The sequence below is a fragment of the Polynucleobacter sp. HIN11 genome (assembly GCF_030297675.1).
Lineage (GTDB): Bacteria > Pseudomonadota > Gammaproteobacteria > Burkholderiales > Burkholderiaceae > Polynucleobacter.
In genome coordinates this window covers 1,169,119-1,195,040 of the sequence record NZ_AP028142.1, presented here as the reverse complement: position 1 = coordinate 1,195,040, position 25,922 = coordinate 1,169,119, and the positions used below count along the sequence as shown (strand labels likewise).

23 protein-coding genes and 2 tRNA genes are annotated in these 25,922 nt (G+C 49.8%); 16 read left to right on the top strand and 9 right to left on the bottom strand.

Annotated features, from left to right (window positions below):
• The first annotated feature begins 16 nt into the window (after positions 1-16).
• Both fdhF and nadB read left to right on the top strand, forming a co-directional pair.
• Positions 17-2,914, top strand: coding sequence for a formate dehydrogenase subunit alpha (gene fdhF / locus QUE60_RS06255; protein WP_286226427.1), 2,898 nt, complete (start codon positions 17-19; stop codon positions 2,912-2,914).
• Positions 2,911-4,530, top strand: coding sequence for an L-aspartate oxidase (gene nadB / locus QUE60_RS06250; RefSeq protein WP_286226426.1), 1,620 nt, complete (start codon positions 2,911-2,913; stop codon positions 4,528-4,530). Before fdhF ends, nadB begins: the two co-directional genes overlap by 4 nt.
• Here nadB and nadC read toward each other — a convergent pair.
• Both nadC and nadA read right to left on the bottom strand, forming a co-directional pair.
• Positions 4,523-5,389, bottom strand: a complete 867-nt coding sequence (nadC, locus tag QUE60_RS06245; protein WP_286226425.1) for a carboxylating nicotinate-nucleotide diphosphorylase — start codon at positions 5,387-5,389, stop codon at positions 4,523-4,525. The genes nadB and nadC overlap by 8 nt on opposite strands.
• 10 nt (positions 5,390-5,399) lie before the next feature.
• A complete protein-coding gene (gene nadA / locus QUE60_RS06240) occupies positions 5,400-6,527 on the bottom strand; it encodes a quinolinate synthase NadA (RefSeq protein ID WP_286226424.1) in 1,128 nt (375 codons plus the stop codon).
• Positions 6,528-6,596: 69 nt separating this feature from the next.
• Between nadA and panD the strand changes: the two genes are divergently transcribed.
• Positions 6,597-6,959 (top strand): aspartate 1-decarboxylase, encoded by a 363-nt coding sequence (panD, locus tag QUE60_RS06235; protein ID WP_286226422.1) that lies wholly within the window; start codon positions 6,597-6,599, stop codon positions 6,957-6,959.
• Between the two features lie 9 nt (positions 6,960-6,968).
• Here the strand turns inward: panD and QUE60_RS06230 are convergent, their stop codons facing one another.
• Positions 6,969-8,354, bottom strand: coding sequence for a phosphomannomutase/phosphoglucomutase (locus tag QUE60_RS06230; RefSeq protein ID WP_286226421.1), 1,386 nt, complete (start codon positions 8,352-8,354; stop codon positions 6,969-6,971).
• Positions 8,355-8,357: 3 nt separating this feature from the next.
• Positions 8,358-9,863, bottom strand: coding sequence for a glucose-6-phosphate isomerase (gene pgi / locus QUE60_RS06225; RefSeq protein WP_286223230.1), 1,506 nt, complete (start codon positions 9,861-9,863; stop codon positions 8,358-8,360).
• Between the two features lie 90 nt (positions 9,864-9,953).
• Between pgi and QUE60_RS06220 the strand changes: the two genes are divergently transcribed.
• The gene (locus QUE60_RS06220) at positions 9,954-11,072 is read left to right on the top strand and encodes an NAD(P)/FAD-dependent oxidoreductase (RefSeq protein WP_286223229.1); all 1,119 of its coding nucleotides are present in this window, start codon (positions 9,954-9,956) and stop codon (positions 11,070-11,072) included.
• A 50-nt stretch (positions 11,073-11,122) separates the two neighbouring features.
• A tRNA-Ser gene (locus tag QUE60_RS06215) sits at positions 11,123-11,212 on the top strand.
• 4 nt (positions 11,213-11,216) lie between these two features.
• On the opposite strand, the gene hemW is transcribed toward QUE60_RS06215, so the two are convergent.
• From hemW to rph, 3 genes are read right to left on the bottom strand one after another with little or no spacing between them, the layout of a single operon-like run.
• Positions 11,217-12,383, bottom strand: a complete 1,167-nt coding sequence (hemW, locus tag QUE60_RS06210; RefSeq protein ID WP_286226420.1) for a radical SAM family heme chaperone HemW — start codon at positions 12,381-12,383, stop codon at positions 11,217-11,219.
• On the bottom strand, positions 12,376-12,990 hold the full coding sequence (rdgB, locus tag QUE60_RS06205) for an RdgB/HAM1 family non-canonical purine NTP pyrophosphatase (RefSeq protein ID WP_286226419.1): 615 nt from the start codon (positions 12,988-12,990) through the stop codon (positions 12,376-12,378). Before rdgB ends, hemW begins: the two co-directional genes overlap by 8 nt.
• Positions 12,987-13,706 carry a ribonuclease PH gene (gene rph, locus QUE60_RS06200; protein WP_286226417.1) on the bottom strand — a complete coding sequence of 240 codons (720 nt, stop codon included), beginning with the start codon at positions 13,704-13,706 and terminating at the stop codon, positions 12,987-12,989. The genes rdgB and rph overlap by 4 nt, the downstream gene beginning before the upstream one ends.
• 35 nt (positions 13,707-13,741) lie before the next feature.
• Here rph and QUE60_RS06195 point away from each other — a divergent pair, with 35 nt between their 5' ends.
• The 4 genes from QUE60_RS06195 (at position 13,742) to QUE60_RS06180 (ending at position 17,913) form a co-directional block, all read left to right on the top strand.
• Positions 13,742-14,665, top strand: a complete 924-nt coding sequence (locus QUE60_RS06195; RefSeq protein ID WP_286226416.1) for a YicC/YloC family endoribonuclease — start codon at positions 13,742-13,744, stop codon at positions 14,663-14,665.
• Complete coding sequence (gene gmk, locus QUE60_RS06190; protein WP_286226415.1) at positions 14,665-15,300, top strand: guanylate kinase; 636 nt, start codon at positions 14,665-14,667, stop codon at positions 15,298-15,300. The genes QUE60_RS06195 and gmk overlap by 1 nt, the downstream gene beginning before the upstream one ends.
• A 52-nt stretch (positions 15,301-15,352) precedes the next feature.
• Positions 15,353-15,556: a DNA-directed RNA polymerase subunit omega gene (rpoZ, locus tag QUE60_RS06185; RefSeq protein WP_108508758.1), complete on the top strand. Its 204-nt coding sequence runs from the start codon at positions 15,353-15,355 to the stop codon at positions 15,554-15,556.
• A 68-nt stretch (positions 15,557-15,624) separates the two neighbouring features.
• Positions 15,625-17,913, top strand: coding sequence for a RelA/SpoT family protein (locus QUE60_RS06180; protein WP_286227499.1), 2,289 nt, complete (start codon positions 15,625-15,627; stop codon positions 17,911-17,913).
• Here QUE60_RS06180 and greB read toward each other — a convergent pair.
• On the bottom strand, positions 17,910-18,404 hold the full coding sequence (greB, locus tag QUE60_RS06175) for a transcription elongation factor GreB (protein WP_286223223.1): 495 nt from the start codon (positions 18,402-18,404) through the stop codon (positions 17,910-17,912). The two genes, QUE60_RS06180 and greB, sit on opposite strands and share 4 nt — an antisense overlap.
• A gap of 18 nt (positions 18,405-18,422) precedes the next feature.
• On the opposite strand from greB, the gene QUE60_RS06170 reads away from it, so the two are divergent.
• The 7 genes from QUE60_RS06170 to QUE60_RS06140 all read left to right on the top strand — a co-directional run bounded on the left by QUE60_RS06170 (position 18,423) and on the right by QUE60_RS06140 (position 25,371).
• Positions 18,423-18,499 (top strand) — tRNA-Arg (locus tag QUE60_RS06170).
• 67 nt (positions 18,500-18,566) lie between these two features.
• Positions 18,567-19,727 carry an ABC transporter permease gene (locus QUE60_RS06165; protein ID WP_286226414.1) on the top strand — a complete coding sequence of 387 codons (1,161 nt, stop codon included), beginning with the start codon at positions 18,567-18,569 and terminating at the stop codon, positions 19,725-19,727.
• A complete protein-coding gene (locus QUE60_RS06160; protein ID WP_286223221.1) occupies positions 19,727-20,482 on the top strand; it encodes an ABC transporter ATP-binding protein in 756 nt (251 codons plus the stop codon). The genes QUE60_RS06165 and QUE60_RS06160 overlap by 1 nt, the downstream gene beginning before the upstream one ends.
• Positions 20,479-21,390, top strand: a complete 912-nt coding sequence (locus QUE60_RS06155; protein ID WP_286224993.1) for an MlaD family protein — start codon at positions 20,479-20,481, stop codon at positions 21,388-21,390. Before QUE60_RS06160 ends, QUE60_RS06155 begins: the two co-directional genes overlap by 4 nt.
• Positions 21,387-22,049 carry an ABC-type transport auxiliary lipoprotein family protein gene (locus tag QUE60_RS06150; RefSeq protein ID WP_286223219.1) on the top strand — a complete coding sequence of 221 codons (663 nt, stop codon included), beginning with the start codon at positions 21,387-21,389 and terminating at the stop codon, positions 22,047-22,049. Before QUE60_RS06155 ends, QUE60_RS06150 begins: the two co-directional genes overlap by 4 nt.
• Before the next feature lie 23 nt (positions 22,050-22,072).
• A complete protein-coding gene (locus tag QUE60_RS06145; protein WP_286226413.1) occupies positions 22,073-22,858 on the top strand; it encodes an SDR family oxidoreductase in 786 nt (261 codons plus the stop codon).
• Positions 22,859-22,863: 5 nt separating this feature from the next.
• On the top strand, positions 22,864-25,371 hold the full coding sequence (locus QUE60_RS06140) for an ABC transporter permease (protein WP_286226412.1): 2,508 nt from the start codon (positions 22,864-22,866) through the stop codon (positions 25,369-25,371).
• On the opposite strand, the gene QUE60_RS06135 is transcribed toward QUE60_RS06140, so the two are convergent.
• A complete protein-coding gene (locus tag QUE60_RS06135) occupies positions 25,368-25,916 on the bottom strand; it encodes an RDD family protein (protein ID WP_286223216.1) in 549 nt (182 codons plus the stop codon). The two genes, QUE60_RS06140 and QUE60_RS06135, sit on opposite strands and share 4 nt — an antisense overlap.
• Positions 25,917-25,922: the final 6 nt, after the last annotated feature.

The following is a 25,922-nucleotide window of genomic DNA, read 5'->3' as shown; positions in this document are numbered from 1 at the left end:
ATAGGGAGCTTAAGGCGTGAACGCACCAGTCAATCCGCAAGAACTAGCATTGCAAACCGTTGAGTTCAAACTCGATGGCAAGACGATCGTTGCCTATGATGGTGAGACCATCTTGAAAGCAGCCAAACGCCATGGAATTGATATTCCCCATCTGTGCTTTAAGGATGGCTATCGTCCTGACGGTAATTGCCGCGCATGCGTGGTTGAGATCAATGGCGAGCGCACCTTGGCACCTAGTTGTTGCAGAGCCGCCACTGCCGGCATGGAAGTCAAAGCCAATAGCGAGCGTGCCCTAAAGAGCCAAAAATTGGTGCTTGAGATGCTGCTCTCCGACATGCCTGATGAAGGCTATAAATGGGTCGGTGATAGCGATGCTGAGCGTGAGCGTCAGCAGCATGGGGAGCTCAGTGAGTGGGCCAGTCGTCTTGATGTAGCGGTTCGTCCTGAACTTAAGGCCTTGCGCCGTCACCAACCTGCAGCTGATTTATCGCATCCTGCGATGGCTGTTAATTTGGATGCGTGTATTCAGTGCAACCGTTGCGTACGCGCTTGTCGTGAAGAGCAGGTGAACGATGTGATTGGTTATGCGATGCGTGGCGCACATAGCGAAATCGTCTTTGATTTGAATGATCCGATGGGCACCAGTACCTGCGTTGCTTGTGGCGAATGTGTACAAGCCTGCCCAACAGGCGCTTTGATGCCAAAAACTCATATTGGTTCACAAGCAGTTGATCGTAAGGTGGATTCGGTATGCCCATTCTGTGGGGTGGGCTGTCAAATTACCTACAACGTGAAAGACGAAAAAATTGTGAGCGTGGATGGCCGTGATGGTCCAGCAAATCACAGCCGCTTATGCGTGAAGGGTCGATTCGGGTTTGATTATGTACATAACCCCCAACGCTTAACTAAGCCATTAATTCGCAAACCTGGTGTACCAAAGGATGAGCACTCGATTGAGTCTGCAGGTAAAAATCCCGAGGATTGGAGCGAAGTCTTCCGAGAAGCCAGTTGGGAAGAGGCGCTTGATCTAGCAGCCGGCAAGTTAAAAGCGATACGTGATCAATATGGCAAGAAATCCTTGGCAGGATTTGGTTCAGCCAAGGGCAGTAACGAAGAGGCTTACTTATTTCAGAAGTTGGTACGGACTGGCTTTGGTAGCAATAACGTCGACCATTGCACCCGCTTGTGCCATGCATCGAGTGTTGCCGCATTGCTCGAGGGTGTTGGTTCTGGAGCAGTGAGTAACCAGGTCAATGATATTGAGCACTCTGGCTTAATTTTAGTGATTGGCTCTAACCCAACCGCCAATCATCCCGTGGCTGCAACTTGGATGAAAAACGCCGCTAAGAATGGCACCAAGATTGTGTTAGCCGATCCACGTGTGACCGATATTGGTAAGCACGCTTGGCGCACCTTGCAATTTAAGCCAGACACCGACGTCGCTATGCTCAATGCCATGATCTACACAGTCATTGAAGAGGGTCTGTGCGATCAACACTTTATAACGCAGCGCGCCTCTAATTTTGAAGCCCTCAAAGAGAACGTCAAGGGTTACAGCCCTGAAGCAATGGCACCTATTTGTGGTGTGCCTGCCGCGACACTCCGTGAGGTAGCGCGTGAGTTTGCTAAATCCAAAGCCTCGATGATCTTGTGGGGCATGGGTGTGAGTCAGCACGTGCATGGTACTGATAACGCCCGCTGCTTGATTGCTCTCGTGAGTATCACAGGTCAAATTGGTAAGCCTGGTTCTGGTTTACACCCACTGCGTGGACAGAACAACGTACAAGGTGCCAGTGACGCAGGATTGATCCCGATGATGTTCCCCAACTATCAGCGCGTTGATAATGCACAGGCGCATGAGTGGTTCGAGAAGTTTTGGAACACCCCCCTAGATAAAAAGCCTGGATATACCGTAGTTGAGATCATGCATAAGATCACGGCCCCGGATTCAGATCCAGACAAGGTTCGAGGGATGTACATCATGGGTGAGAACCCTGCGATGAGCGATCCCGATCTAAATCACGCCCGGCATGCCTTGGCATCACTCGATCACCTCGTCGTTCAAGACATCTTTATGACCGAGACCGCGTGGTTGGCCGACGTTATCCTGCCAGCGAGTGCATGGCCCGAGAAAACCGGTACTGTGACCAATACTGACCGTATGGTGCAGTTGGGTAAGCGCGCTCTCAACCCACCCGGTGATGCAAAGCCTGATTTATGGATTATTCAGGAGCTTGCTAAACGCATTGGTTTGCAGTGGGGTTACCAAGGCGAGGAGTGCGGTGTTGCTGAGGTTTATGATGAGATGCGTCGTGCCATGCATGCCGTGATCAATGGCATTACTTGGGATCGCTTACAGCGTGAGTCCTGCGTCACTTATCCATGCTTAAGCGAGGATGATCCAGGTCAACCCATTGTGTTTGACGAGAGCTTCCCAACGCCCGATGGCAAAGTAAAACTGGTACCTGCCGATATTATTCCGGCCAATGAGCGACCCGATACCGAATATCCTTATGTGTTAATTACGGGCCGTCAACTAGAGCATTGGCATACTGGAAGTATGACCCGACGCGCAGGTGTTTTGGATGCGATTGAGCCCATGGCGACCGCCTCGATGTGCGGTGAAGACATGGCGAAGTTGGGTCTAAACCCAGGGGATGTGATTACCGTGAAGTCCCGTAGGGGCGAGGTTGGGATTCATGTCCGGCGGGATGATGGTACGCCAAGTGGGGCTGTATTTATGCCGTTTGCTTATTATGAGGCGGCTGCTAATCTAATGACCAACCCTGCATTGGATCCTTTTGGCAAGATTCCAGAGTTTAAGTATTGCGCTGTGGCAGTTCATAAAGGCGGCAAGCCGGCCCAGCACATTGGTTATGACCGAACGGTAAACGATGCTATGCTCATTCAATGAGCGTAGCGCATGACCATCATCATCCTGTATTAATCATTGGGGCCGGCTTAGCCGGCCTTACTGTTGCCCTTCACCTCGCAGACCGTCAACCGGTCATCTTGATGGCCAAGCGTCGTCTGAGCGAAGCGGCAACCGCTTGGGCGCAAGGTGGGATTGTTGGGGTTCTCGATCAAGAGGACAGTATTGAATCGCACGTGGTCGATACGGTAAATGCCGGAGCAGGACTTGTCGTTGAATCGGTAGCGCGTTACGTTGCTGAGCAAAGTGCGCAAGCGATTCATTGGTTGGTTGAGCAAGGCGTACCGTTTACCCCCGATCAATCTGGCCCCGAAGGATTGCATTTAACCCGTGAGGGTGGGCATAGTCATCGACGTATTGCACATGCTGCCGATGCAACTGGTAAAGCAATTCATGAGGTATTGCTGGATAAAGCCAAAGCACATCCAAATATTCGGATTCTTGAGAACTGGATTGCACTCGATCTCATCACCAACAAACATTTACAAGTACCTGCGAAGTACAAATCCAATCGTTGCTATGGGGCGTATGCACTCGATATTGAAAAGGGTCGAGTAGAAACCATCCTAGCAAAGGCTGTCGTGCTGGCAACCGGTGGTTTAGGGAAGGTCTATCGCTATACCAGTAATCCTGATACAGCCACTGGCGACGGAATTGCAATGGCATGGCGCGCAGGCTGCCGAATCGGAAATATGGAGTTCGTGCAATTTCATCCAACCTGTTTGTATCATCCAAGTGATCGCACCTTTCTCATTACCGAGGCGATGCGTGGTGAGGGCGGAATCTTGAAGTTGCCCAATGGGCATCGATTTATGCCAGAGCATGATGAGCGCAAGGAGCTCGCTCCTCGCGATATCGTGGCGCGCGCCATCGACTTTGAGATGAAAAAACATGGCTTGGATTATGTGCATCTCGATGCAACCCATCTTGGAGAATCATTCATCCGCGAACACTTCCCCATGATTTACTCACGCTGTCTCGCCCTGGGAATTGACATTACCAAACAACCAATTCCGGTGGTACCCGCTGCGCATTACACCTGTGGGGGCGTCGTCACCGACCTTAAGGGGCGTACCGATTTAACCGGCCTATATGCGGTAGGTGAGGCGACCTACACTGGATTGCATGGCGCTAATCGCTTGGCGTCCAACTCATTACTGGAATGTGTCGTGATTGGTAAGGCTGCAGCAGCAGATATCCTAGAGCAGGGCGATGTTGAGCAACCCCCGGTGCGGCTGTGGGATGAAAGTAAAGTTGAAGACGCCGATGAGCAAGTCGTCATTGCGCATAACTGGGATGAGTTACGCTCCTTGATGTGGAACTACGTGGGCATTGTGCGAACCACCCGCAGACTCGAGCGCGCCTTGCACCGCATTGAGCTCTTGCGAACTGAGGTCCAAGACTACTATGCTAATTTTAGGGTGAGCCGAGACTTGATCGAGTTACGTAATTTGCTCGAATGTGCGGAGTTGATCGTGCGCTCTGCCCTATTACGTAAGGAAAGCCGCGGATTGCACTTTAGTCGCGATTATCCAAAAACCTGGCCGGTTTCATATCCAACCATTCTGACCCCGATTCAAACCCAGCAATCTAGTTGATGCGATCAATTCGCATCGAGTAATCGATTGCTTGAATGTCCTTAGTCAATTTCCCAATCGAGATTCGGTCGACACCCGTTGCTGCAATGGCACGGAGTTGATCTTGGGTAACACCACCAGATGCTTCTAGGAGAGCTCGGCCGCTGGTGAGCTTTACAGCCTCGCGCATTTGATCGAGACTAAAGTTATCAAGCAAAATATTCCTGGCGCCATGATCGATCGCCTCTTGGAGCTCTGCGAGGTTTTCTACTTCAATTTGTACATCAACCCCTGCGTTGAGTTGATGGGCAGCAGCCAATACTGCCGCAATACTACCAGCCGCAGCGATGTGATTCTCTTTAATCAAGATGCCATCCCATAGAGCCATCCGTTGGTTCTGACCATGGCCCACTCGAACAGCATATTTTTGGGCTTGTCGCAGCCCCGGGATCGTTTTGCGGGTATCCAAAATCGAGCATCCCTTGGGATTAGAGCTGGCATCTGCAATCGCTTCAACATATCGCCGGGTCGTTGTTGCAGTTGCGGAGAGGGTCTGTAAGAAGTTCATGGCAGGGCGCTCAGCACTCAGAAGGGCGCGGGCATTTGCGGTAATTTCGCAGACTAGACTATCGGGCGCCATCCAATCGCCCTCAGAAAACAACCAATTAACCCGCGCCTGTGAATCAAGCGACAGAATCACGGCATCAAACCATGCGGTTCCACACAGTACGGCCGGCTCGCGAACAATTAATCTGGCATGCGCAGTTTGATTAGCGGGCACCAGATTGGCGGTCCAATCGCCGCGACCTAGATCTTCATACAGGGCATCGCGCACATTGCGAGCAATCGCCTGATCTAAGGATTCGTTATCGGAAAACATGGAAAAAGACTTAGGCAGCGCCAATATTTTTAATGAAGCCGTGCTGGGCTTTGGCTAATAATTCTGGGTGAGTGGACGTAAATTTCAACATACGTTCAATGCACCCAAGCGCCTCGGAACGAATAGGCTCATTGACCACAATCTCACCAGAGTCATGCTCCAGGCAATGCAAGATACCCCGTAAGCCATTCATGGCCATCCAAGGACAATTGGCACAACTTTTGCAAGTGGCGCTCTCACCAGCCGTTGGGGCGGCAATCAACTTTTTATGGGGCGCTAGCTGACGCATACGATGCAAGATACCCTGATCAGTAGCCACAATGTATTCAGAGGCGCCACCTTCCATTACCGCTTTGATCATCGCCGAGGTCGAGCCAACTACATCCGCTTGATCGACCACATGTTGTGGTGACTCCGGATGAACAAGAACCATGGCATCCGGATGCTTCTCACGCATTGCTGCAAGCTCAACTGCTTTAAACTCATCATGCACTATGCAGGCGCCATTCCATAGAATCATATCGGCACCAGTTTGTTCTTGTATGTAACGTCCTAGATGCCGATCGGGTGCCCACAATATCTTTTTACCTTGCTGGTCTAAATGGTGCACGATTGCTAGGGCGCAAGAACTGGTTACCATCCAATCCGCCTGCGCCTTCACCGCAGCACTCGTGTTGGCGTACACCACGCTGATTCGATCCGGATGGGCGGACTTGAATTTCCGAAAGTCCTCTGCGGGACACCCTAAATCAAGCGAACAGGTTGCCTCAAGATCAGGCATGAATACCCGCTTTTCAGGACTCAGAATTTTTGCGGTCTCACCCATGAATCGCACACCCGCAACGATCAAATTCTGAGCGGTATGATTTTTACCAAACCGAGCCATTTCCAAAGAGTCTGAAACAAAGCCCCCAGTTTGCATCGCAAGATCTTGAATATCGCCATCGACGTAATAGTGCGCCACAATGACCGCATCTTTTGCTTTTAACAAAAGCTTGATCCGCTCGATCACATCCTGCTTTTCTCCCAAAGCAAGAGGTGCGGGCGTTTTGGCCCACGCCTGCGCGATGCAGGTAGCCCCCGAAGCATCTTGCTGGGGGTAATCATAAAAACTACCGGTCGAAAGTGATTCATTCATTGTGCCCATCCATCAATCTTAACTCGCAATCACTTTCGCGATAGAATCCCATTCTCAAAGGGGATTTCTATGAAACGAATCATGTTATTGGCTAAGTTGCATCGGGTGGTCGTGACCGAGGCCGATTTGCATTATGAGGGTTCTTGTGGGATTGATGAAAATCTCATGGATGCAGCCGATATGCGTGAATACGAAAAGATAGAGCTCTACAACATCAATAACGGCGAGCGATTTTCTACCTACATCATTAAGGCACCCAGAGGCTCAGGTGCGATCTCCTTAAATGGTGCGGCCGCTCGTAAGGCCCATGTGGGTGACCATCTCATTATTTGCACCTACGGACCAGTTGACAACGCCGAGTCCAAAACCCACACTCCGAAAATTGTTCTAGTGGATGAACGAAATCAGATTAAAGAAATTAAAAAGATTTAAGTAGGCCCACTAAAAGGGTAATTTTGCATCGGGCTTCACAGCCAAAAGAGCCACTTTGAATTCTTGCTGGATTCGTTGAATCGCTTCTTCAGAATCAGCCTCAAATCGCAGCACCACAATGGGCGTTGTATTGGAGGGACGAGCCAAACCAAAGCCATCAGCATACTCAACCCGTACACCATCAATCGTATTAATCGATTGAGAACTTGGAAACTTGGGATTGGCTTTAATCTTCTCAAGTAAGACGAAAGATTCGCCCTCAGCACATGGCAGTTGCAATTCTGGGGTGCAAATAGCATTGGGTAGGGCGTTCAATACTTCGCTTGGATTATCAAATTGACTGAGTATTTCTAGTAATCGAGCGCCGGTATATAGGCCATCATCAAACCCAAACCAACGATCCTTGAAGAAGATATGACCACTCATTTCCCCGGCTAGGGGAGCACCAGTTTCTTTCAGCTTGGCTTTGACCAAGGAGTGGCCGGTCTTCCACATTAGCGGCTCACCTCCATGTTTACGGATCCAAGGAGCGAGGTTGCGAGTACATTTGACGTCATAAATGATTTGGCCCTTGGGATTGCGACTGAGTACATCCTTGGCAAACAGCATCATTTGCCGATCCGGAAAAATCACCTCGCCATCTTTGGTTACCACACCCAGTCGATCAGCATCGCCATCAAAGGCAAGTCCAAGCTCATTGTTGGTCGTTGCGAGATTGCGAATCAGGTCTTGAAGATTTTCAAGGTGGGCAGGGTCTGGATGGTGATTCGGAAAACGTCCATCAACCTCACAAAAGAGCTCTTGCACCTCACAGCCCAGAGCTCGGAATAACTCTCCAGCAAACGCGCCACCCACACCATTGCCACAATCGACGGCGATCTTCATGGGTCTAGCTAAGCGAATATCACCAACAATGGTTTGCAAATATTGGGGGAAGATATTGAAGCTGGAGCGTTTTCCATTGCCTTGCCGAAAATCATCCGCTTCAATTTGCTGGCGTAGCCCCTGAATCTGATCCCCATAAATGGCTGAACCACCGAGCACCATCTTAAAGCCGTTGTAATTAGGCGGATTATGACTACCCGTAATCATGATGCCGGATTTCGGTTGGCAATTTCCAATGGTCTGATGGGTGGCGAAGTAGACCATTGGGGTGGCGACCATCCCAAGGTCAATCACATTAATGCCTGTGGATAGCAAACCCTCGGTCAGGGCCTCAATCAGAACTGGGCCAGAGAGTCGACCGTCACGGCCAATTACAACATCCGTTTCTCCCAAATCGCGCATTTGACTTCCAAAAGCCTGACCAATTGCTTTAGCAATTGATGGATTCAGGGTTTCATCAATAATGCCGCGGATATCGTAGGCTTTAAAAATCGAGGCAGGAACGTTCATGGATTATTTCTGGAAGTAATGGATTCTGGCAGCGGTGATGGAATCAAATTCAGCACCGGAAGTGTCTTTTTGTTGAAGAGCGCGCTCAATGGGTTTGGCTAGTACCTTGCCGAGCTCAACCCCGGGCTGATCAAAGCTGTTCATGCCCCATAGCGCTCCCAAGCAAACGGCACGGTGTTCGTAAAGAGCAAGTAAAGCACCCAAATGATAGGCATCAAGCTTGGGTAGCACAATTAAATTGCTAGGTCTCTTTCCAGGATAGCTAAGATTGGGGTCGCTCGCATCACGGCCTAGGGCCAACGCCTGAGCTTGGGCCAAGCAATTGGCTAAGAGGGCATAGTGATGCTCCTTAGCTTCTGGTAGGGCGCTCATCGGCTCTTTAATCGCAATCAGATCAACCGGAATGAATTCCGGTCCTTGATGTAGTAACTGGAAATACGAATGCTGGGCATTGGTACCGGCGCTTCCAAACACAACAGGGGAGCTCAGCGATACCGGCTTACCAAGGCGATCGACTTGCTTGCCATTACTTTCCATATCCAATTGCTGCAACCAATACGGGAAGAGTTCCAAGGCGTGCGCATATGGAATCACTGCATACGATTTGGAATGATGTTTGCTTTGTTGATAGTACAAAGCCAATGCCATTAGGATTGGGAGATTTTGATTGGGACGAGCACTGATCGCATGGCGATCCATGTGATTGGCTCCCAACAAAAATTGTTTGAAGGTCTCAAACCCATACTGCAAAGCAATGGGCAGACCAACCGCAGACCATACCGAGAATCGCCCACCTACCCAATCCCAAAATGGAAAGACATGCTCTGCTTGAATGCCAAAGTCTTCTGCCGCTTGGACATTGCTAGTAATCGCAAATAGGGAGTTTTGGATCTGCGAGCTCGTGAGGTTCTTCGCTTTGAACCAATTAAGAACAGCGCGTGCGTTCATTAAGGTCTCAGCCGTGCCAAATGATTTGGACACAATCAGTACCTTAGTGCTATTCGCCTGAGCACGTTCTAATACATGGCTCAGTTCTGCGCTATCCACATTAGCCACAAAATGAACCCGCATCCCGCGATTGAATTTGTGCGCTGAATGGGCTAAGGCTTGCACTGCAAGTCGTGGGCCAAAGTCAGAGCCCCCAATCCCAATATGAATTAAATCTGTTACCCCCACCCATTTATTGCATAAACCCTCGATTCGTTGCCAAACCTCGGCAATCTCTGGCATTACATCATTGCCATCAACCAGTATTGGGGATTTATCGAGATTACGTAGTGCCGTATGAAGTGCAGGGCGGTGCTCACTAGTATTAACATGTTCGCCAGCAAAGACAGCATGGAGATGATTGCTGAGCTGCGCTTGCTCGGCTTTGGCAAATAAGTTCTTCCAATCTTCAGATCCAATCCCCTGATAGGCAAGATCCAATACGATGCCAGCTGCTTGCAAAGAGCCAAAAACCGCGGTTGAGGGGTTATCGAATGATTTTGCGTTGGAGAATGCGGTCATATATAGATTTTATCAATAAGGGCTTCGAAAGCATCAAGATTTAATTTCAGTGAAATGGTACGATTTGGCATCAAAAAATAAGCAATTAATATGGATAAACTGGATTGTGTCGTCGTTGGTGCGGGAGTTGTGGGCTTAGCAGTGGCCCGCGAAATGGCATTGCAAGGTCATGAAACCGTATTGCTAGAGCGCGAAGCATCATTTGGAACCATTAGTAGCTCCAGAAATAGCGAAGTTATCCATGCCGGTATTTACTACCCCAAGGATTCCTTAAAAGCAAAACTATGCGTTGAGGGTAATCGCATGCTCTATGAGTATTGTCGCGACCATCAGGTGGGAACCCAGCGCTACGGTAAATTAATTGTGGCAAGCGATCCACAGCAGGTTGATGATCTGCACGGTATTTTTTATCGTGCCCAGCAAAATGGGGCACGTGAGATTAGCCTCATTACAGCCAAAGAGGCCAATGCGCTAGAGCCCGATCTACGAGTTGCAGCAGCGATTTTGTCCAAAACGACTGGCATTGTCGATAGCCATGCCTATATGCTCTCATTGCTTGGCGGCTTTGAGGATGCAGGAGGAATGGTTGCTTATTTGTCTCCGTTAAATCATGCACGCGTGATTCCTGGAGGGTTTGAGCTAGAGGTGGGCGGTGCCGATGCGATACAACTGCAAACTAAGTATCTAATTAATTGTGCGGGTATGAGTGCGCCGGCCGTAGCGCAACGCATTCACGGAATATCGGCCGAGCACATTCCCAAAGCCTATTTTGCAAAAGGCAACTATTTCTCCTTAGCAGGTAAGTCACCCTTTCGACATTTAATTTATCCCGTCCCAGAGCCGGGCGGATTAGGGGTGCATTTGACCCTCGATATGGCGGGGCAGGCTAAGTTTGGCCCCGATGTGGAATGGCTTGATATCGATGCGGAAGATCAAATTAATTACGCAGTCGATCCCACTCGCGGTGAGCGATTCTATGCAGCCATCCGACAGTACTGGCCAGGTCTTCAAGACGGAGCGTTGCAGGCCGATTATTCAGGGGTGCGCGCCAAGATTGTCTCGAAAGATCAACCCGCAGGGGACTTTCGTATCGATGGCCCTAATGAGCATGGTATTGAGGGCCTCTACAACTTCTTTGGCTTTGAGTCACCCGCACTAACCTCAAGTTTGGCAATCGCGAAATATCTAAAGGGCTTACTTAATCCTTAGGCCTCAATTCTTCATCCAAGCTTCAACTCCCCTATAATTACTCCTTCAGAGGAAGCGTGGCAGAGTGGTTGAATGCACCAGTCTTGAAAACTGGCGAGGATGAAAGTCCTCCGTGAGTTCGAATCTCACCGCTTCCGCCATCATCTATTTCAAGAACAATTCCTGCAGATCATTGAGATAGCGCATGCCCAGTGGGCTAGCTTTGAGTCGCGTTGGATCTTCGTCCAATAGCCCCTTACGCAGAGCCTCTGTAATTGGTTTGCTAATCGTATTAAGCCCGAGGCTCGTTCGCTCTGAGAACATACTTGTTGGCACCCCATCCATTAATCGAAGTGCTCCCAACATGAACTCAAACGGTAAATCGTCTTGCGTGAGTAAACGATTTTCAATGACAGCATGACCTTGTTCTGTCATCCTGCCCATATAAGTCTCAGGGTGGCGCTCACGAATCTGCCGTGTGATGCGATTTGGATAGGAAATCTTACCGTGCGCACCCGCACCAATACCAATATAGTCACCAAACTCCCAATAATTGAGATTGTGCTTGGATTGTTGTTTGGGCTTGCTATAGGCCGATACCTCATATCGGTCGTAGCCATGCGCTGCCAACATTTCTAGGGCGGATTCAAACATGGCATCACTCTCATCTTCGTGCGGAAGTGCTGGCGGGTGACTCGCAAAATAGGTATTCGGTTCGAGTGTTAGGTGATAGAGCGATAGATGCGATGTATTAAATGCCAGAGCTTCTCTGAGATCGGCTTGTGACTGGGCAAGGGTTTGCTGTGGAAGAGCGTACATCAAATCAAGATTGATGCGCTCAAAGTGATCGTGTGCGATTTCTATGGCACGGCGCGCATCCTGCTGATTGTGAATCCGCCCCAATGCCTTGAGATGATCTGAGTTAAAGCTCTGGATCCCAAGCGACACACGGTTAATGCCGATGCTAGCGAACTCGGCAAACTTCGCTGATTCCACTGAACCTGGATTGGCCTCGAGAGTGATTTCAGCATGAGGTTCCATCGGGATAAGCGCCCGTACGTGCGATAAGAGATGATCAAGACCCTTTGGAGATAAGAGACTAGGGGTTCCACCGCCAATAAAAATCGTATGAACGCGACGACCCCAGACATTCGGCAGCTCGGTTTGAAGATCTGAGATGAGTGCTTCGATATAACGGCTCTCGTTAAATCCACCATCCTTGACCTGATGGGAATTAAAGTCGCAATATGGGCACTTACGCTCACACCATGGGAAGTGGATATAGAGCGAGAGAGGGGGAAGTGCGGTTAGTGCGATACCAGAGTTAATCATCGGTTTTCTGAAAAAACGGATCTTTCTCTAATTGCTCCATGAGCTGAATCAGCGCCTGGCCGCGATGGCTAATGGCATTCTTGCGCTCTGGGCTGAGTTCTGCTGCGGTCATCTGATGTTTAGGGAGATAAAAGTAGGGATCGTAGCCAAAACCATGTTGACCACGCGCTTCGTAGATGATCTCGCCGTCCCAATGGGTTTCAACGACGATTGGGTTGGGATCATCGGCCTCGCGAACCACCACTAGGGCGCATACATAGTGCGCTTTACGATTTAGCTCGCCCGCGAGTAATGACAGTAGCTTTTGGTTGTTATCGGTGTCTGAGCAGTGCTCACCGGCAAAGCGAGCTGAGCGAACACCGGGCGCACCACCTAAGGCATCCACACAAATGCCGGAGTCATCGGCAATGGCGGGTAGACCACTGAGCTTGCTGGCATGGCGTGCCTTTTCTAGCGCATTATCGATAAAGCGGTCAAAGGGTTCTTCTGCCGCACTAATCCCAAGCTGCCCCTGGGGGATGAGTTCAATCGCAAAGGGTTTAAATAGTTGTGCAAACTCTCTGAGCTTCCCAGCATTATTCGAAGCTAAGACCAACCGTCGACTCATGCGGCTAAGGCGCTTTTCTGGATGCGTGTTAATTCCTCAATACCTGCTTGGGCAAGATTTAATAATGCCTCGAGTTCGGTACGCGAGAATGGGGCGCCTTCAGCGGTTCCTTGCACTTCAATCATGCCGCCGCGACCGGTCATCACCACGTTCATATCGGTGTCGCACTCTGAGTCCTCTGCGTAATCGAGATCGAGAACCGGAACGCCCTGGTAGATACCTACCGAGATCGCCGCAACACTATCAATCATCGGGTCGGAGGCAATCATCTTCTGATTGAGCAAATGATTGACCGCATCGCGGGCAGCCACATAGGCGCCGGTAATTGCCGCAGTCCGCGTTCCGCCATCGGCTTGCAATACATCGCAATCGAGATGAATAGTGCGCTCACCGAGTAATTTGAGATCAAAGACACTGCGCATGGCTCGTCCAATCAATCGCTGAATCTCTTGAGTTCGCCCACTTTGCTTGCCCCGGGCGGCTTCACGATCAGAGCGAGTATGGGTGGAGCGGGGCAGCATGCCGTATTCCGCGGTGACCCAACCCTCGCCAGAGCCTTTTTGATGGGGCGGCACCTTTTCAAGAACGCTTGCCGTGCAAAGAACTTTGGTATCCCCAAACTCAATAAGAACCGAACCCTCTGCGTGCTTGGTAAATGAGCGAGTAATGGTAATGGGCCGCAGATCGCGTGCTTGGCGTTGACTGGGACGATTCATGGGGGAGTTCCTTTTTTGCAATTTACAATGCCTACATGATATCGAGCATGACCGGCTATGGCAGCGCTTCCCATCCTATTGAAATGGGTGAGGGGGGTTATGCCAATCTGCAGGTTGAGATCCGGGCGGTCAACAGTCGCTTTTTGGATTTGAGCTTTCGGATACCCGATGAGTGTCGTGCTGCTGAAGGCGCTTTGCGTGAGCTCCTTAATAAGCACTTAAAGCGCGGTAAGGTCGAGTTTCGGGCTGCGTGGCGGCAAAGCACTGGTGAGCATGCGCGCTCCCAAACCATCTCGATCGATCCAGCAAAGTTGATCGCCTTAAAACAAGCACAAGCCATGATTCAGGAGCAATTTCCTGCGGCCGAAGAGTTGCGCGTCGCCGATATCCTGCGCTATCCGGGTGTTGTAACCGAATCGGAGACCGCCGAGGATCAATGGCAAAGTGCCACCCTAAAGGCTGGCGAAGAGGCCTTACGGCAATTAATCCAATCACGGCAAATCGAGGGCCAAGCACTCGCTAAGGTATTAACGAATGCTCTCGATGCGATGCAAGACATGGTTACTCGGCTTGAGCCCCGCATCCCAGAAATCGTGACCCTCTACCAAAATAAATTAGTCACTCGGATCGAGGAAGCATTGGGCGTGCATGCAACCCAAGCCAATATCCCCTTTAATGCTGAGCTAATGGAGCGTATCCGGCAAGAGGTTGTCTTATATGCAGTACGGATTGATGTTGCCGAAGAATTGGCTCGTCTCAAAACGCATATCCAGGTTGCAAGGACGGCCCTGGCAGAGGGCGGGGCTGTCGGTAAGCGTTTAGACTTCTTAATTCAGGAGCTTAATCGCGAGGCAAACACCCTCGGATCCAAGGCGGTCCATGAGGATTGCACGAACACTGCCTTGGAGCTCAAATTATTGATTGAGCAAATGCGCGAGCAAGTGCAAAATTTAGAGTGATGACCATGAGTGCTCCAACCACCTATCAGGGCAGTATGCTGATGATCGTGGCCCCTTCGGGGGCTGGCAAATCCTCTTTAGTCAATGCGTTATTGGAGTCCGATCATCGATTACAGCTTTCGCTGTCGTTCACTACGCGTGCACCGCGTGCCGGTGAGTTGGATGGGCGTGATTACTCCTTTATTACCAAAGAAACCTTTTTGGCCAAACAAGCGGCCGGTGATTTTCTGGAGTCCGCCGAGGTGCACAGCAATCTCTATGGCACCTCGCGTTCGTGGATAGAAGGTCAAATGCAACAAGGTCAGGATGTGATCCTGGAAATTGATTGGCAGGGCGCACAGCAAATTCGTAAACTAATTCCCCAAGCGATTTGGGTATTTATCTTCCCACCCTCTATTGAGGCTCTTGCGGAGCGTTTGCACAAGCGCGGCCAGGACGATGAGATCACGATTGCCAAGCGCGTTGCAGCCGCTCATATTGAGCTGCAACATGCTCACGAAGCCGACTTTATTGTGATTAATGAGGTCTTTGCCGACGCCTTAAAAGACCTGCAGGCGATTGTGGCAGCCAGCCGGCTACGGACGGGGCCGATGATGGCCCGTTATCCAGCCTTAGTCAAGCGACTTGGGGCATGATGGGCTGTCATCGGGTATCCTATCGGTATTAATCTAAATAAGTGAGTTCAGAATGGCCCGTATTACCGTAGAAGATTGTTTAAAAACCATTCCCAATCGTTTTGAGTTAGTCCTCGCTGGCACCTATCGGGCCCGCCAATTGGTTCAGGGTCACGCAGCCCGAGTCGACGCAAAAGATAAGGCAACCGTGGTTGCATTGCGTGAGATCGCTGTTGGGGTAACCGATCGGGATATGCTGACCAAAGTACCTCTCTAATCCGGGGTCCCGCTGTGGCGTCTACAGTCACCACAACGGGTTCGCTAGACGAAGTCTCGTCTAGCCAGATTCGCACAGGTAAGCCTTTACCAAGCGCCAATCCCGCTCAAAGCGTGATTGCCTCTTTGCTGGAGCAATCCAGCCGCCATCTCTTTGGCCCTACCTCGCAACCGACTTTGCCGCCTAAGCAGCAAGTTGTATCGATTACGAGCTTGACCGAGAAGCTTCATTATCTGAAGCCCGAGGAAATTAACCAAATTAAGAAGGCCTTTCAGTTTGCGGATGCCGCGCACTTAGGCCAATATCGCCATAGCGGAGAGCCTTACATCAGCCATCCGGTCTCAGTCGCTGAGCTCTGTGCAACCTGGCGCTTAGATGCCCAAAGCATCATGGCCGCTTTGCTCCATGATGTGATTGAGGATTCTGGTTGCACCCAGACTGACCTCGTGAATCAGTTTGGCGCGAAAGTGGCCGAGCTAGTTGAGGGTTTAACCAAACTCGACAAATTAGAGTTTCAAAGTCATGCCGAGGCCCAGGCTGAGAGCTTTCGGAAAATGTTTATGGCCATGGCCCGTGATGTGCGGGTCATCTTGGTCAAGTTAGCTGACCGAACCCACAATATGCACACCCTCGATGCGGTGCCGATTGAAAAACGACGCCGGGTTGCATTGGAAACCATGGAAATCTACGCCCCGATCGCACATCGTCTGGGGCTTAACTTAATCTACCGTGATCTGCAAGACATCAGCTTTAAACACTCAATGCCCATGCGCTTTAGGGCCATTGAGAAAGCAGTAAAGAAGGCGCGTGGCAATCGCCGTGAGATGGTGGATAAGATTCTGGATACGGTACGGATGCAGTTTGCGAAAGCCGGGATCGAAGTTGATTTGCAGGGTCGTGAGAAAACCCTATTTAGTATCTACAACAAAATGCGTAGTAAGCATTTGAGCTTCTCGCAGGTTTTGGATGTTTATGCGTTCCGAGTCACGGTACGAACCGTGGATGAGTGCTATCGTGCCCTCGGCATTTTGCATGCTATCTATAAGCCCATGCCTGGGAAGTTCAAGGATTACATCTCGATTCCTAAACTCAATGGCTATCAGTCTTTGCACACCACCTTAGTGGGTCCATCCGGAGTGCCAGTGGAGTTTCAGGTACGCACTGCGGATATGCACGCCGTAGCTGAATCTGGAGTGGCAGCCCATTGGGCCTATAAGGACGGTTCACCCGAATTGAGTGAAGTGCAAAACCGTGCGCACCAATGGCTGCAGTCGCTCGTGGATATTCAGGACAACAGCGGTGACTCCCAAGAATTCTTAGAGCACGTCAAGATTGATTTATTCCCCGATGCTGTCTATGTGTTTACCCCCAAAGGGCAAATACGGGCGTTACCACGGGGCGCAACAGCCCTCGACTTTGCCTACTCGATTCATAGTGACCTTGGTAATACCTGCGTGGCAGTCAAGGTGAATAATTTACAACTACCGTTACGCACTGAACTCAAAAATGGCGATATTGTGGAAGTGATCAATTCCACAACCTCTCAACCCAATCCAGGGTGGTTAGAGTTTGTGCGCACCGGTAAGGCCCGAGCAGCGATCCGCCATTCATTGAAAACCAAGCACTATGCCGAGGCGTTACAGTTAGGCGAACGTTTATTGGCGAGCGCATTGCGACAACAGGGAGTTGATGCGGGGCTCCTTACTCCCGAGATTTGGGAAAAGTTACTGCATTGGACTGGTGATAAATCGCGCGAGGAGGTCTGTGTCAATATTGTGCTGGGCCGACGTACCGCTGCCGAGTTGGCGACCCGTCTAAAAATTCTGATTGGTGAAGAGGGCGGGGCGGAGCAAATGCGCTTGGGCTCAAATGATTGGGGCAGCTCTGATCAAGAGACGCAAACACAAGCCCTCGTCGTGGATGGCCGTGAGGGCATGTCAGTAAGCTTTCAAAGCTGTTGCCATCCAATTCCTGGGGATGACATCATGGCCTATCTTGGTAAGGGTGAGGGGCTGCAAATCCACACTCAGGACTGTAAGGTAGCTCATCGCATGCTGTCCAAAGATAGCGATAAGTGGGTTGGTGTGCAATGGAGTAAAGATACCAACCGAGAGTTTGATGTGGCCATTACAGTGGACACTAAGCAAGGAAAAGGGGTGTTGGCCCGCGTTGCGAGTTCGATCACTTCAGCTGACTCGAACATCCTCAATGTCTCAATGGACGATAAATACAAAGAAGACTCGGTCACGATGCGCTTCACGATTCAGGTATTAAACCGTTTGCATCTCTCGCGCGTATTGCGGGGCCTGCGCGCGAATGCCGATGTATTTCGGGTAATCCGTAATAAAAGCGTTTAGTAGTCCTCGTAACGCACATCCAGAATATCAATTTCTTTGGCACCTGCTGGCGTTTGAATGCGGACCGTATCGCCTACTTTGGCCTTGATTAGTGCTTTCGCAATTGGCGAGATCCAGCTCACATAGCCTTTCTCAAGATCGACCTCATCGATGCCAACAATCCGAATTTGGGTATCAACCCCGTCACCATCACTATAAACAACGGTTGCTCCAAAGAAGATCTGCTCGGGATCGCCGCCATTTGCAATACGTTCTTGGTTATTGACCACCACAGCATTCTCAAGACGTTGATTGAGGAAGCGAATGCGCCGATCGATCTCACGTAAACGCTTCTTGCCGTAAATGTAATCACCGTTTTCAGAGCGATCCCCGTTGGATGCTGCCCAATGCACCACCTGCACAATTTGTGGGCGCTCTTGGTCCAAAAGCTGCAAAAGCTCGGTTTTTAAAGCCTCATGCCCAGCCGGTGTGATGTAGTTCTTCGTATCCATGGCATAATTCTGCCTCATGCGGCTGTAGCTCAGTTGGATAGAGTACTTGGCTACGAACCAAGGGGTCGTGGGTTCGAATCCTGCCAGCCGCGCCATATTCCTAGATCTGCCCTTGTGGCAGATTTTTTGTAAGTCACGATTCTTTGCTTTAATAGTCAGAATATGGCTTCATCTACCACCATCACTTCATCAATCCCGGTTGCAAGCTGGCATGTATCCAGAGCGATTGCTTGTGTAACCCTATCGGGCCGAATCAGTGCTGATACCTTGGGGCACACCTGGCAAGACGTTCGCAATCGGCAAATGCAATGGTTAGGGCAGGGGGCCGAAAGTAAAACGCTGCAAATTAATGGTGCAGCCATTGAGTACATTGATGGTGCAGGTTTGGCATTCATCATTGATTTGCAACATGCCCAAGCCTTGCACGGTGGGGCGATCGAACTGCAGGGATTTAGTGCCACCCATCAAAATCAATTAAAACGCTTTGCACCGTTTGAGAAATTATTTCCGAAGGAAGACGCAGTTCCAGATGTGGGAGTGCTAGTTAAGACCGGCAAGGCAGCTGTCTTTTTGTGGAACGATATTCGAGACATTATCTTTTTTACTGGCCAAGTTGCCAGCGAACTCGCTTGGGCTGCACGCAATCCCCTAAAAGTCCGTTGGCAAGATTTTGCCAGCGTTGCCGTACAAGCGGGTCTTGCGGCAATGCCGATTGTTGGATTGGTGGCATTTCTGATTGGTGTGATTTTGTCCTTTCAGTCAGCCATTGGTATGGAAAAGTTTGGAGCCATTACCTTTGTCGGTCCGCTCGTTTCCTTGGGGATCTTTCGGGAGTTGGGACCCTTGATTACTGCCATCCTATTGGCAGGTCGATCCTCTGCCGCCTTTGCAGCTGAAATCGGTACTATGACCGTCAACAGTGAAGTGGATGCCTTAGTAACCGCTGGATTAAACCCCATTCGTTTTTTGGTTCTGCCCCGAGTCTTAGCAGGTTTGGTTGTGGCACCCATCTTGACCATTTATGCCGACTTAGTTAGCGTCTTTTCATCCTCGCTCACCATGTTGATCTATGGCGTACCTTTGGTGAACTTTTATGAAGGTGTGCTCAATACTGTGCTACTGGAGGATATTTTTTCTGGATTAACCAAGGCCACCCTATTTGGTGTCGTGGTCGCGAGTGTGGGTTGCTTGCGGGGCATGCAAACGGGCACTGGAGCAGCCGCAGTGGGTATCTCGACCACGCGCGCAGTAGTAAGTAGCATTGTGATGATTACAGTGGTGGATGGTATTTTTGCCTATGTCTCATACCGAACAGGTTTCTAATGAATCCAATTGAGGTCAAAAATCTAACCGTTGGCTATGGCAGCAAGGTGCTGTTACAAAACCTTAATTTCTCGGTAGCCGATGGGGAGATCTTTATTATTCTTGGCGGGTCCGGTTGTGGAAAATCGAGCTTACTTAAAAATCTGTTTGGACTCTATCAACCTCTTGCCGGCGATGTCTGGATTGAAGGGATGAACATTACCCAAGCGATTGGTCAGGAACGCCAAGACATCATGACCCATTTTGGGGTGATGTATCAGCAAGGCGCATTATTTGGTTCGATGACCCTCCTTGAAAACGTCCGACTCTTTATGGAGGAATACACCGACCTCAGCGATGACGAGATGGACTTATTGGCGCGTTGTAAATTAGACCTAGTGGGTTTATTACCCTATGCCAATTACATGCCCAATGAGATTAGCGGAGGAATGCAAAAGCGGGCAGCAATTGCGCGTGCCATGGCTTTAGACCCGAAGATTTTGTTTCTAGATGAACCGTCCGCTGGCCTTGACCCGATTACATCCGCTGATTTAGATCAGACCATTTTGGATTTGGCCAAAAATTTGGGCATCACGTTTGTGATCGTGTCCCACGAGTTAGCCAGTATTTATGCGATTGCGGATCGAGTGATTATGTTAGATAAAGATACTAAAAGTATTATTGCGCAAGGCGATCCTCGTGTCTTACGAGATACCAGTACTGATCCCAAAGTGCATCAATTTTTTAATCGCGTTATGTCGAAGGAAGCAGCATGAGTCAATCGAATCCAAATTACTTTCGCTTGGGATTGTTTGTGTTTGCCGGCTTTGCTGCCATTCTTGCCTTGATTTTGGTGTTTGGAACTGGCCAGCTCTTTAAGAAAACAACGATGGCGGAGACTTATATTGAGCAATCAATTACGGGATTAGATGTAGGCGCCCCAGTACGATTTCGGGGGGTGAAAGTGGGGCAAGTAACCTTTATTGGCTTGTCAGGTGCCTTGTATGAGTCCAATGAACCGTTCCCTGAGCGCAAGGAGTATGTCGTAGTGCGGATGCTGATTGATGGTGATGAAGAAAAATTATTAGGACCCACTAAGCAACTACCAAAGGACTTGCGCGCTCGTGTGAAAAGTCAGGGGATTACCGGCGTGAATTATGTCGAGCTCGACTACGTGCGTGATATGAATAACTATAAGTCTCTCCCATATAACTGGAAACCTGAGTATTTGGTGATTGATTCCCTACCTAGTCAGACCGACATTTTTTTCTCAGGAATTCGTAAGGTATTGGATAACTTGGGCGAGATGAATTTAGCAGAAACTCAGAAAAAATTTGATGTGCTGCTGACCAATCTCAACACCATCATTGGTGGCGATGGTAAAGATAATTCCGGGATCGCAAAATCGGTTGAGCGCTTAAATGTATTGCTTGGCAGAATTGATGAGGTCGCTAATAAAGCAGAGCTTGAGCTCTTGATGCGCGAAGTGATTGCGACCACGGTCATTCTTCGTCAAACCTTATCGAGTATGCAAGGCGACACCATTACCTCAATCGATAATCTCAAGCAAATTACCGATCAGTTGAATGATTTTGCCAAAGTGGCTAGCCGATATCCGAGCAGCATGGTTTGGGGAGAGCCCCCACCGCGCATTACCTTGCCCCAAACTGGAGTTCAAAAATGAGCTTTGCATTACGTCGCCTCACGCGAGTCTTGGTCCTGTTGACTGGCATTTCTATCTTGGCGGCTTGCGCCCCCACCCGACCCAATCTTGAAACTAGCACTTGGTTGATTGATCCAAAGCGAACTGGGGAGCCCCGTAAACCCAATACCGATTTTTGGTTAAAGGTTGGGCCAGTATCGGTCAATGGACCATTTGATAGTAAATCCATGGTTTATCGCTTGGCCGATCAGCGCTATGAGAAGGATTTCTATAACGGCTATATTTCCAGTCCAGCGGAGATGGTTGGTAATGCGACGCGTCAGTGGATCAGTGACGCCAATATTTTTAAAGCAACTGTTAATCAAAGTAACACCTTCTTTCCGTATTACACCCTCCAGGTTAATGTCACTGAGTTTTATGGGGACTATCGCAATCAAGCAGAAGCGGTTGTTAGCATCGAGTTCTATTTGGTCGTTCTGTCCTCAGGCTCCCAAAATCCCATCTTGATGAACAGCCGTTACACACAGCGCGTTCCTTTAAAGGATAATCGTCCCAATACGCTAGCTAATGGTTTGCAACAAGCGTTTGCGACTATCTTGCAGCGGTTTGAAGCCGATTTGGATGCGGGTACCAAGAACCTGCCAAAACCATTGGTTCAGATGAAGTCAATCAATCAATAAAACAACGAATAAGGGGATGCACGATGGACTTGGGAATTAAAGGAAAGACCGCGTTAGTGCTGGCATCAAGCCGTGGTTTAGGGCAAGCCATGGCGACTGCTTTGGCACGTGAAGGCGTACACGTTGCTATAACCGGTCGCAATGCCGAGGGTCTCGCGCAAACGGTCAAAATGATTGAATCGGTTGGCGGCAAGGCGCTTGCCTTAAATTGGGATCTCGCCGATCTCAATGCGATTGATGGCCATGTTCAAACGGTTGAGAGCCAACTAGGCCCAATTGATATCTTGATTAATAACACTGGGGGGCCGCCACCCACAACGGCGAGCGGTCAAGATCCACAGCTATGGCAAAAAAGTTTTCAGGAGATGGTTCTCTCCCTCATGAAAATTACCGATCGGGTCCTGCCGGGCATGCGCGAGCGTCGATGGGGCCGGATTATTACCAGTACCACTTCTGGAGCCATCGTGCCAATTCGTAATTTAGCAATTTCGAATACGCTTCGTGCCGCGTTACTAGGTTGGTCCAAAACCTTGGCTGCCGAGGTGGCAGCCGATGGTGTGACTGTCAATGTCATCATGCCAGGTCGCGTGGCCACTGATCGCTTGCGCCAACTTGATGAAGCGCGCGCTAAGCGTGAGAACATCTCTTACGATGCGGTCGTAAGTGCCAGTCTGAAGACCATTCCCGCAGGCCGTTATGGTGATCCAAAAGAGTATGGCGATACCGCTGCATTCTTGGCGAGTCAAAACGCTTCCTACATTACGGGGTCAGTAATACGGGTGGATGGCGGTCAGGTGCCTAGCATTTAATACAGATGCAGATGCTCTTTAAGGAGCTGCGCGCCAAAGAGCTCTTTTGGCTCTTTGTGGCCCTCGTGCTTTCAGTAGCTGCGCTCTCTAGCGTTAGCTTTTTGGCCGATCGGCTCCAACGCAGTTTTGAAATCGATGGCCGTACACTGCTGGCTGCCGATCTATTAATTGCTGCGGATCAGCCGATCTCGCCTGCATTAATTGAGGAGGCAAGGTCCAAAAAGCTCAACATTGCCCAAACAGTCGTATTCCCAAGCATGGTGAGCCATGGCGGGGAAAGTAAATTAAGTTCATTAAAAGCGGTGAGCGCTCTTTATCCTCTTCGGGGCCAGTTGCAAATTAGTCGTCAAGTCATTGATGGCAGGGTCGACGAGCGATCGATTGAAGAGGTCACTGGGATGCCTCCTAAAAATACGGTTTGGGTTGACCCGGCTGTGTTGATTTCTCTGCGTGCCAAGTTAGGTGACTCACTAAACATCGGCGATCGTCAATTTCGGATTGATGCGGTGATAGTGCGAGAACTGGATCGTGGTGCAGCTTTTATGAACTTTGCACCTCGAGCAATGATCAGTATTGATGATTTGGCAAGCACTGGGCTGATTGGTTTTGGAAGTCGCGTTACCTATCGCCTACTGGTTTCTGGAACAGATCGTCAAATCCGGGACTATCAAGATTGGGCTCTCAATCATATTGAGCAAGAAAAACTGCGCGGTATTCGGATTGAGTCCTTGGAAAATGCTCAGCTGATGATGCGCAAGACCTTGGAGCGAGCAGAGCGCTTTTTATCACTAGTAGCCTTAATGACAGCACTGATCTGCGCCTTGGCAATTGCACTTGCAGCCAGACGCTATGTTCTCAAGCAAGCGGATAGTTGTGCGGTATGGAAATGCTTTGGCGCGAGTCAGGGACAGATTTTGCGCAAGCAACTGCTTGTTCTTACCCTCATTGGCGTGGTAGCCACCATTCTTGGCGGATTGATCGGTTGGTTTGCTCAAGAAGCCTTAATGCAGCTCCTGGGGGGGCTTATTCAAACTCGTCTGCCTTTGCCATCGGTTTGGCCGTTGGTCTGGAGCATTGCATTTGCTCTGTTACTCCTATTTGGCTTTGCTGGGCCACCAATCTTGACCTTAAGTCAGATCTCTCCATTGCGTCTAGTGCGTCGAGAGTTTGGCAAAGTACCGTTAGCGGCCAAATCGATTGCGCTATTTGGACTCATTAGTTGCTTGGCTTTGGTCTTTTGGGCAACCCGCGACCTGAAGTTACTCGTTTGGGCAACCGGTTCATTTGGGATTGGCGCCTTACTCTTTGCCGGGCTCGCTTGGCTTGGTCTGTGGGGCCTCGAGCGCTTTAGCCAATCACGCTATCTAGCGAGGATTGGCTTTGTGACCCGCTTTGCGATTAGTACACAATCGCGCCGCGCTGCTTTTGCCATGATTCAGGTGAGCTCTTTGGCATTGGCCATCATGGCACTCTTACTGATCTTTTTGTTACGCCAAGACCTATTGCAAAGTTGGCAAGCTAATGTCCCTGATAATGCCCCCAATCGATTTTTGATCAATATCCAAAATGATCAAAAGGCAGACGTGCAGCGCATGTTAAATATCGGTGGCATTGCGCAGGCGCAACTATATCCGATGGTTCGGGGTCGACTCACGCATATCAATGAGCGTGAGGTCATGCCCGATAACTATCAAACCGACAATGCACGCCGCTTGGTTGATCGAGAATTTAATCTCTCGTATACCAATCAATTACCCAGTGACAATCAATTGGTTTCTGGTCAATGGTTTGGCAATTCGGCAACTCCACAAATTTCGATTGAGAGTGGTATTGCGAAGACCCTGAATCTGCGCATGGGCGATCAAATGAGTTTTGATATCGCTGGCCAAAAAATTACTGCACCCATTACCTCGATGCGCAAGCTCGATTGGGGATCCATGCAGGTTAATTTCTTTGTGATCTTTCCGCCTGCGGCCTTGGATGATTTCCCTAAATCTTGGATTACCTCCTATCACCAACCCAGAGAGCGTGAGAACTTGGATCTCAAGTTAGCTCAGACCTATCCTAATTTGACGATTGTTGATATTGAGAACTCGATTCGTCAAATTCAGGAGGTCTTAAATCGTCTAGCGAGCGCATTGGGTTTGTTATTGGTGTTTACCTTGTGTGCTGCTATTTTGGTGCTCTTTGCTGCAATTGGATCTACGCAAGACGATCGTTTTCGGGATGCGGCTCTGCTTAAGGCAGTGGGGGCATCAAAACGAACCTTGGCGCAGCTCGTGGTCATTGAGCTCACCACCATTGGATTTCTATCGGGACTATTAGGCGGCTTGGCAGCAAGCGCTACTACGTGGGCCTTGGGCCGCTACCTATTGGAAATTGAGTTCTATTCCTTTGGTACAGCAATTGGACTTGGTATTGTTTTGGGCGTGTGCGTCAGTTTGCTGGCTGGTTTTCGTTTACAGCAAAAGATCCAGACCGCGAGCACGATGGAATGTCTACGCGAGGTTTAGTCCGCTTTTGGAGCGGCGGCCTCCTTAACCTTTGATTTGGGTGGCAACTGAATTAACTTCGTTTGTGCCATGCGATCGGGTATGCCTTGACGATATTTGCGATCCAAATACATACTGAGCGGCCAAAGGAAAAGAGAAACCGCAAACAGGAGCCCAATGATTTGCCAACCCCGTAGCGGATAGATGGCGTGGATGATGAGGCAGGGTACGATCCACAGCGAGCCGTAGACGTAGCGCCACAGCGCCTGATTTTTGGCTAGCAGACCGCCATCCTCAGCGACGATTTGGATGCGCCAGGTTTGCATGGCTAAGGTTTGTCCGTTGCGTCGCCAGTACCAGACAAAGTAAAACCCCAGCACACCATATAAGTAGAAAAAACTGAGCCAACTGGGGATCGCGATACCAAATAGAACCCCGATTAATAAATTGGGGACCATAAAGGTGAGCGCTAATACTCCAACCAGTAGAAGTTGTTCATAAAGATTACAAAATACGCGTCGCCAAAATCGAGGTGGCGGTAAGGCATTGAGCTCTGCGGGGTTCATCCCCAG

Coding starts and splice junctions, on each gene's coding strand:
- nadB (WP_286226426.1), top strand. CDS start 2,911: ATGAGCGTAGCGCATGACCATCATCATCCTGTATTAATCATTGGGGCC.
- nadC (WP_286226425.1), bottom strand. CDS start 5,389: ATGTTTTCCGATAACGAATCCTTAGATCAGGCGATTGCTCGCAATGTG.
- nadA (WP_286226424.1), bottom strand. CDS start 6,527: ATGAATGAATCACTTTCGACCGGTAGTTTTTATGATTACCCCCAGCAA.
- panD (WP_286226422.1), top strand. CDS start 6,597: ATGAAACGAATCATGTTATTGGCTAAGTTGCATCGGGTGGTCGTGACC.
- QUE60_RS06230 (WP_286226421.1), bottom strand. CDS start 8,354: ATGAACGTTCCTGCCTCGATTTTTAAAGCCTACGATATCCGCGGCATT.
- pgi (WP_286223230.1), bottom strand. CDS start 9,863: ATGACCGCATTCTCCAACGCAAAATCATTCGATAACCCCTCAACCGCG.
- QUE60_RS06220 (WP_286223229.1), top strand. CDS start 9,954: ATGGATAAACTGGATTGTGTCGTCGTTGGTGCGGGAGTTGTGGGCTTA.
- hemW (WP_286226420.1), bottom strand. CDS start 12,383: ATGATTAACTCTGGTATCGCACTAACCGCACTTCCCCCTCTCTCGCTC.
- rdgB (WP_286226419.1), bottom strand. CDS start 12,990: ATGAGTCGACGGTTGGTCTTAGCTTCGAATAATGCTGGGAAGCTCAGA.
- rph (WP_286226417.1), bottom strand. CDS start 13,706: ATGAATCGTCCCAGTCAACGCCAAGCACGCGATCTGCGGCCCATTACC.
- QUE60_RS06195 (WP_286226416.1), top strand. CDS start 13,742: ATGATATCGAGCATGACCGGCTATGGCAGCGCTTCCCATCCTATTGAA.
- gmk (WP_286226415.1), top strand. CDS start 14,665: ATGACCATGAGTGCTCCAACCACCTATCAGGGCAGTATGCTGATGATC.
- rpoZ (WP_108508758.1), top strand. CDS start 15,353: ATGGCCCGTATTACCGTAGAAGATTGTTTAAAAACCATTCCCAATCGT.
- greB (WP_286223223.1), bottom strand. CDS start 18,404: ATGGATACGAAGAACTACATCACACCGGCTGGGCATGAGGCTTTAAAA.
- QUE60_RS06165 (WP_286226414.1), top strand. CDS start 18,567: ATGGCTTCATCTACCACCATCACTTCATCAATCCCGGTTGCAAGCTGG.
- QUE60_RS06160 (WP_286223221.1), top strand. CDS start 19,727: ATGAATCCAATTGAGGTCAAAAATCTAACCGTTGGCTATGGCAGCAAG.
- QUE60_RS06155 (WP_286224993.1), top strand. CDS start 20,479: ATGAGTCAATCGAATCCAAATTACTTTCGCTTGGGATTGTTTGTGTTT.
- QUE60_RS06150 (WP_286223219.1), top strand. CDS start 21,387: ATGAGCTTTGCATTACGTCGCCTCACGCGAGTCTTGGTCCTGTTGACT.
- QUE60_RS06145 (WP_286226413.1), top strand. CDS start 22,073: ATGGACTTGGGAATTAAAGGAAAGACCGCGTTAGTGCTGGCATCAAGC.
- QUE60_RS06140 (WP_286226412.1), top strand. CDS start 22,864: ATGCAGATGCTCTTTAAGGAGCTGCGCGCCAAAGAGCTCTTTTGGCTC.
- QUE60_RS06135 (WP_286223216.1), bottom strand. CDS start 25,916: ATGAACCCCGCAGAGCTCAATGCCTTACCGCCACCTCGATTTTGGCGA.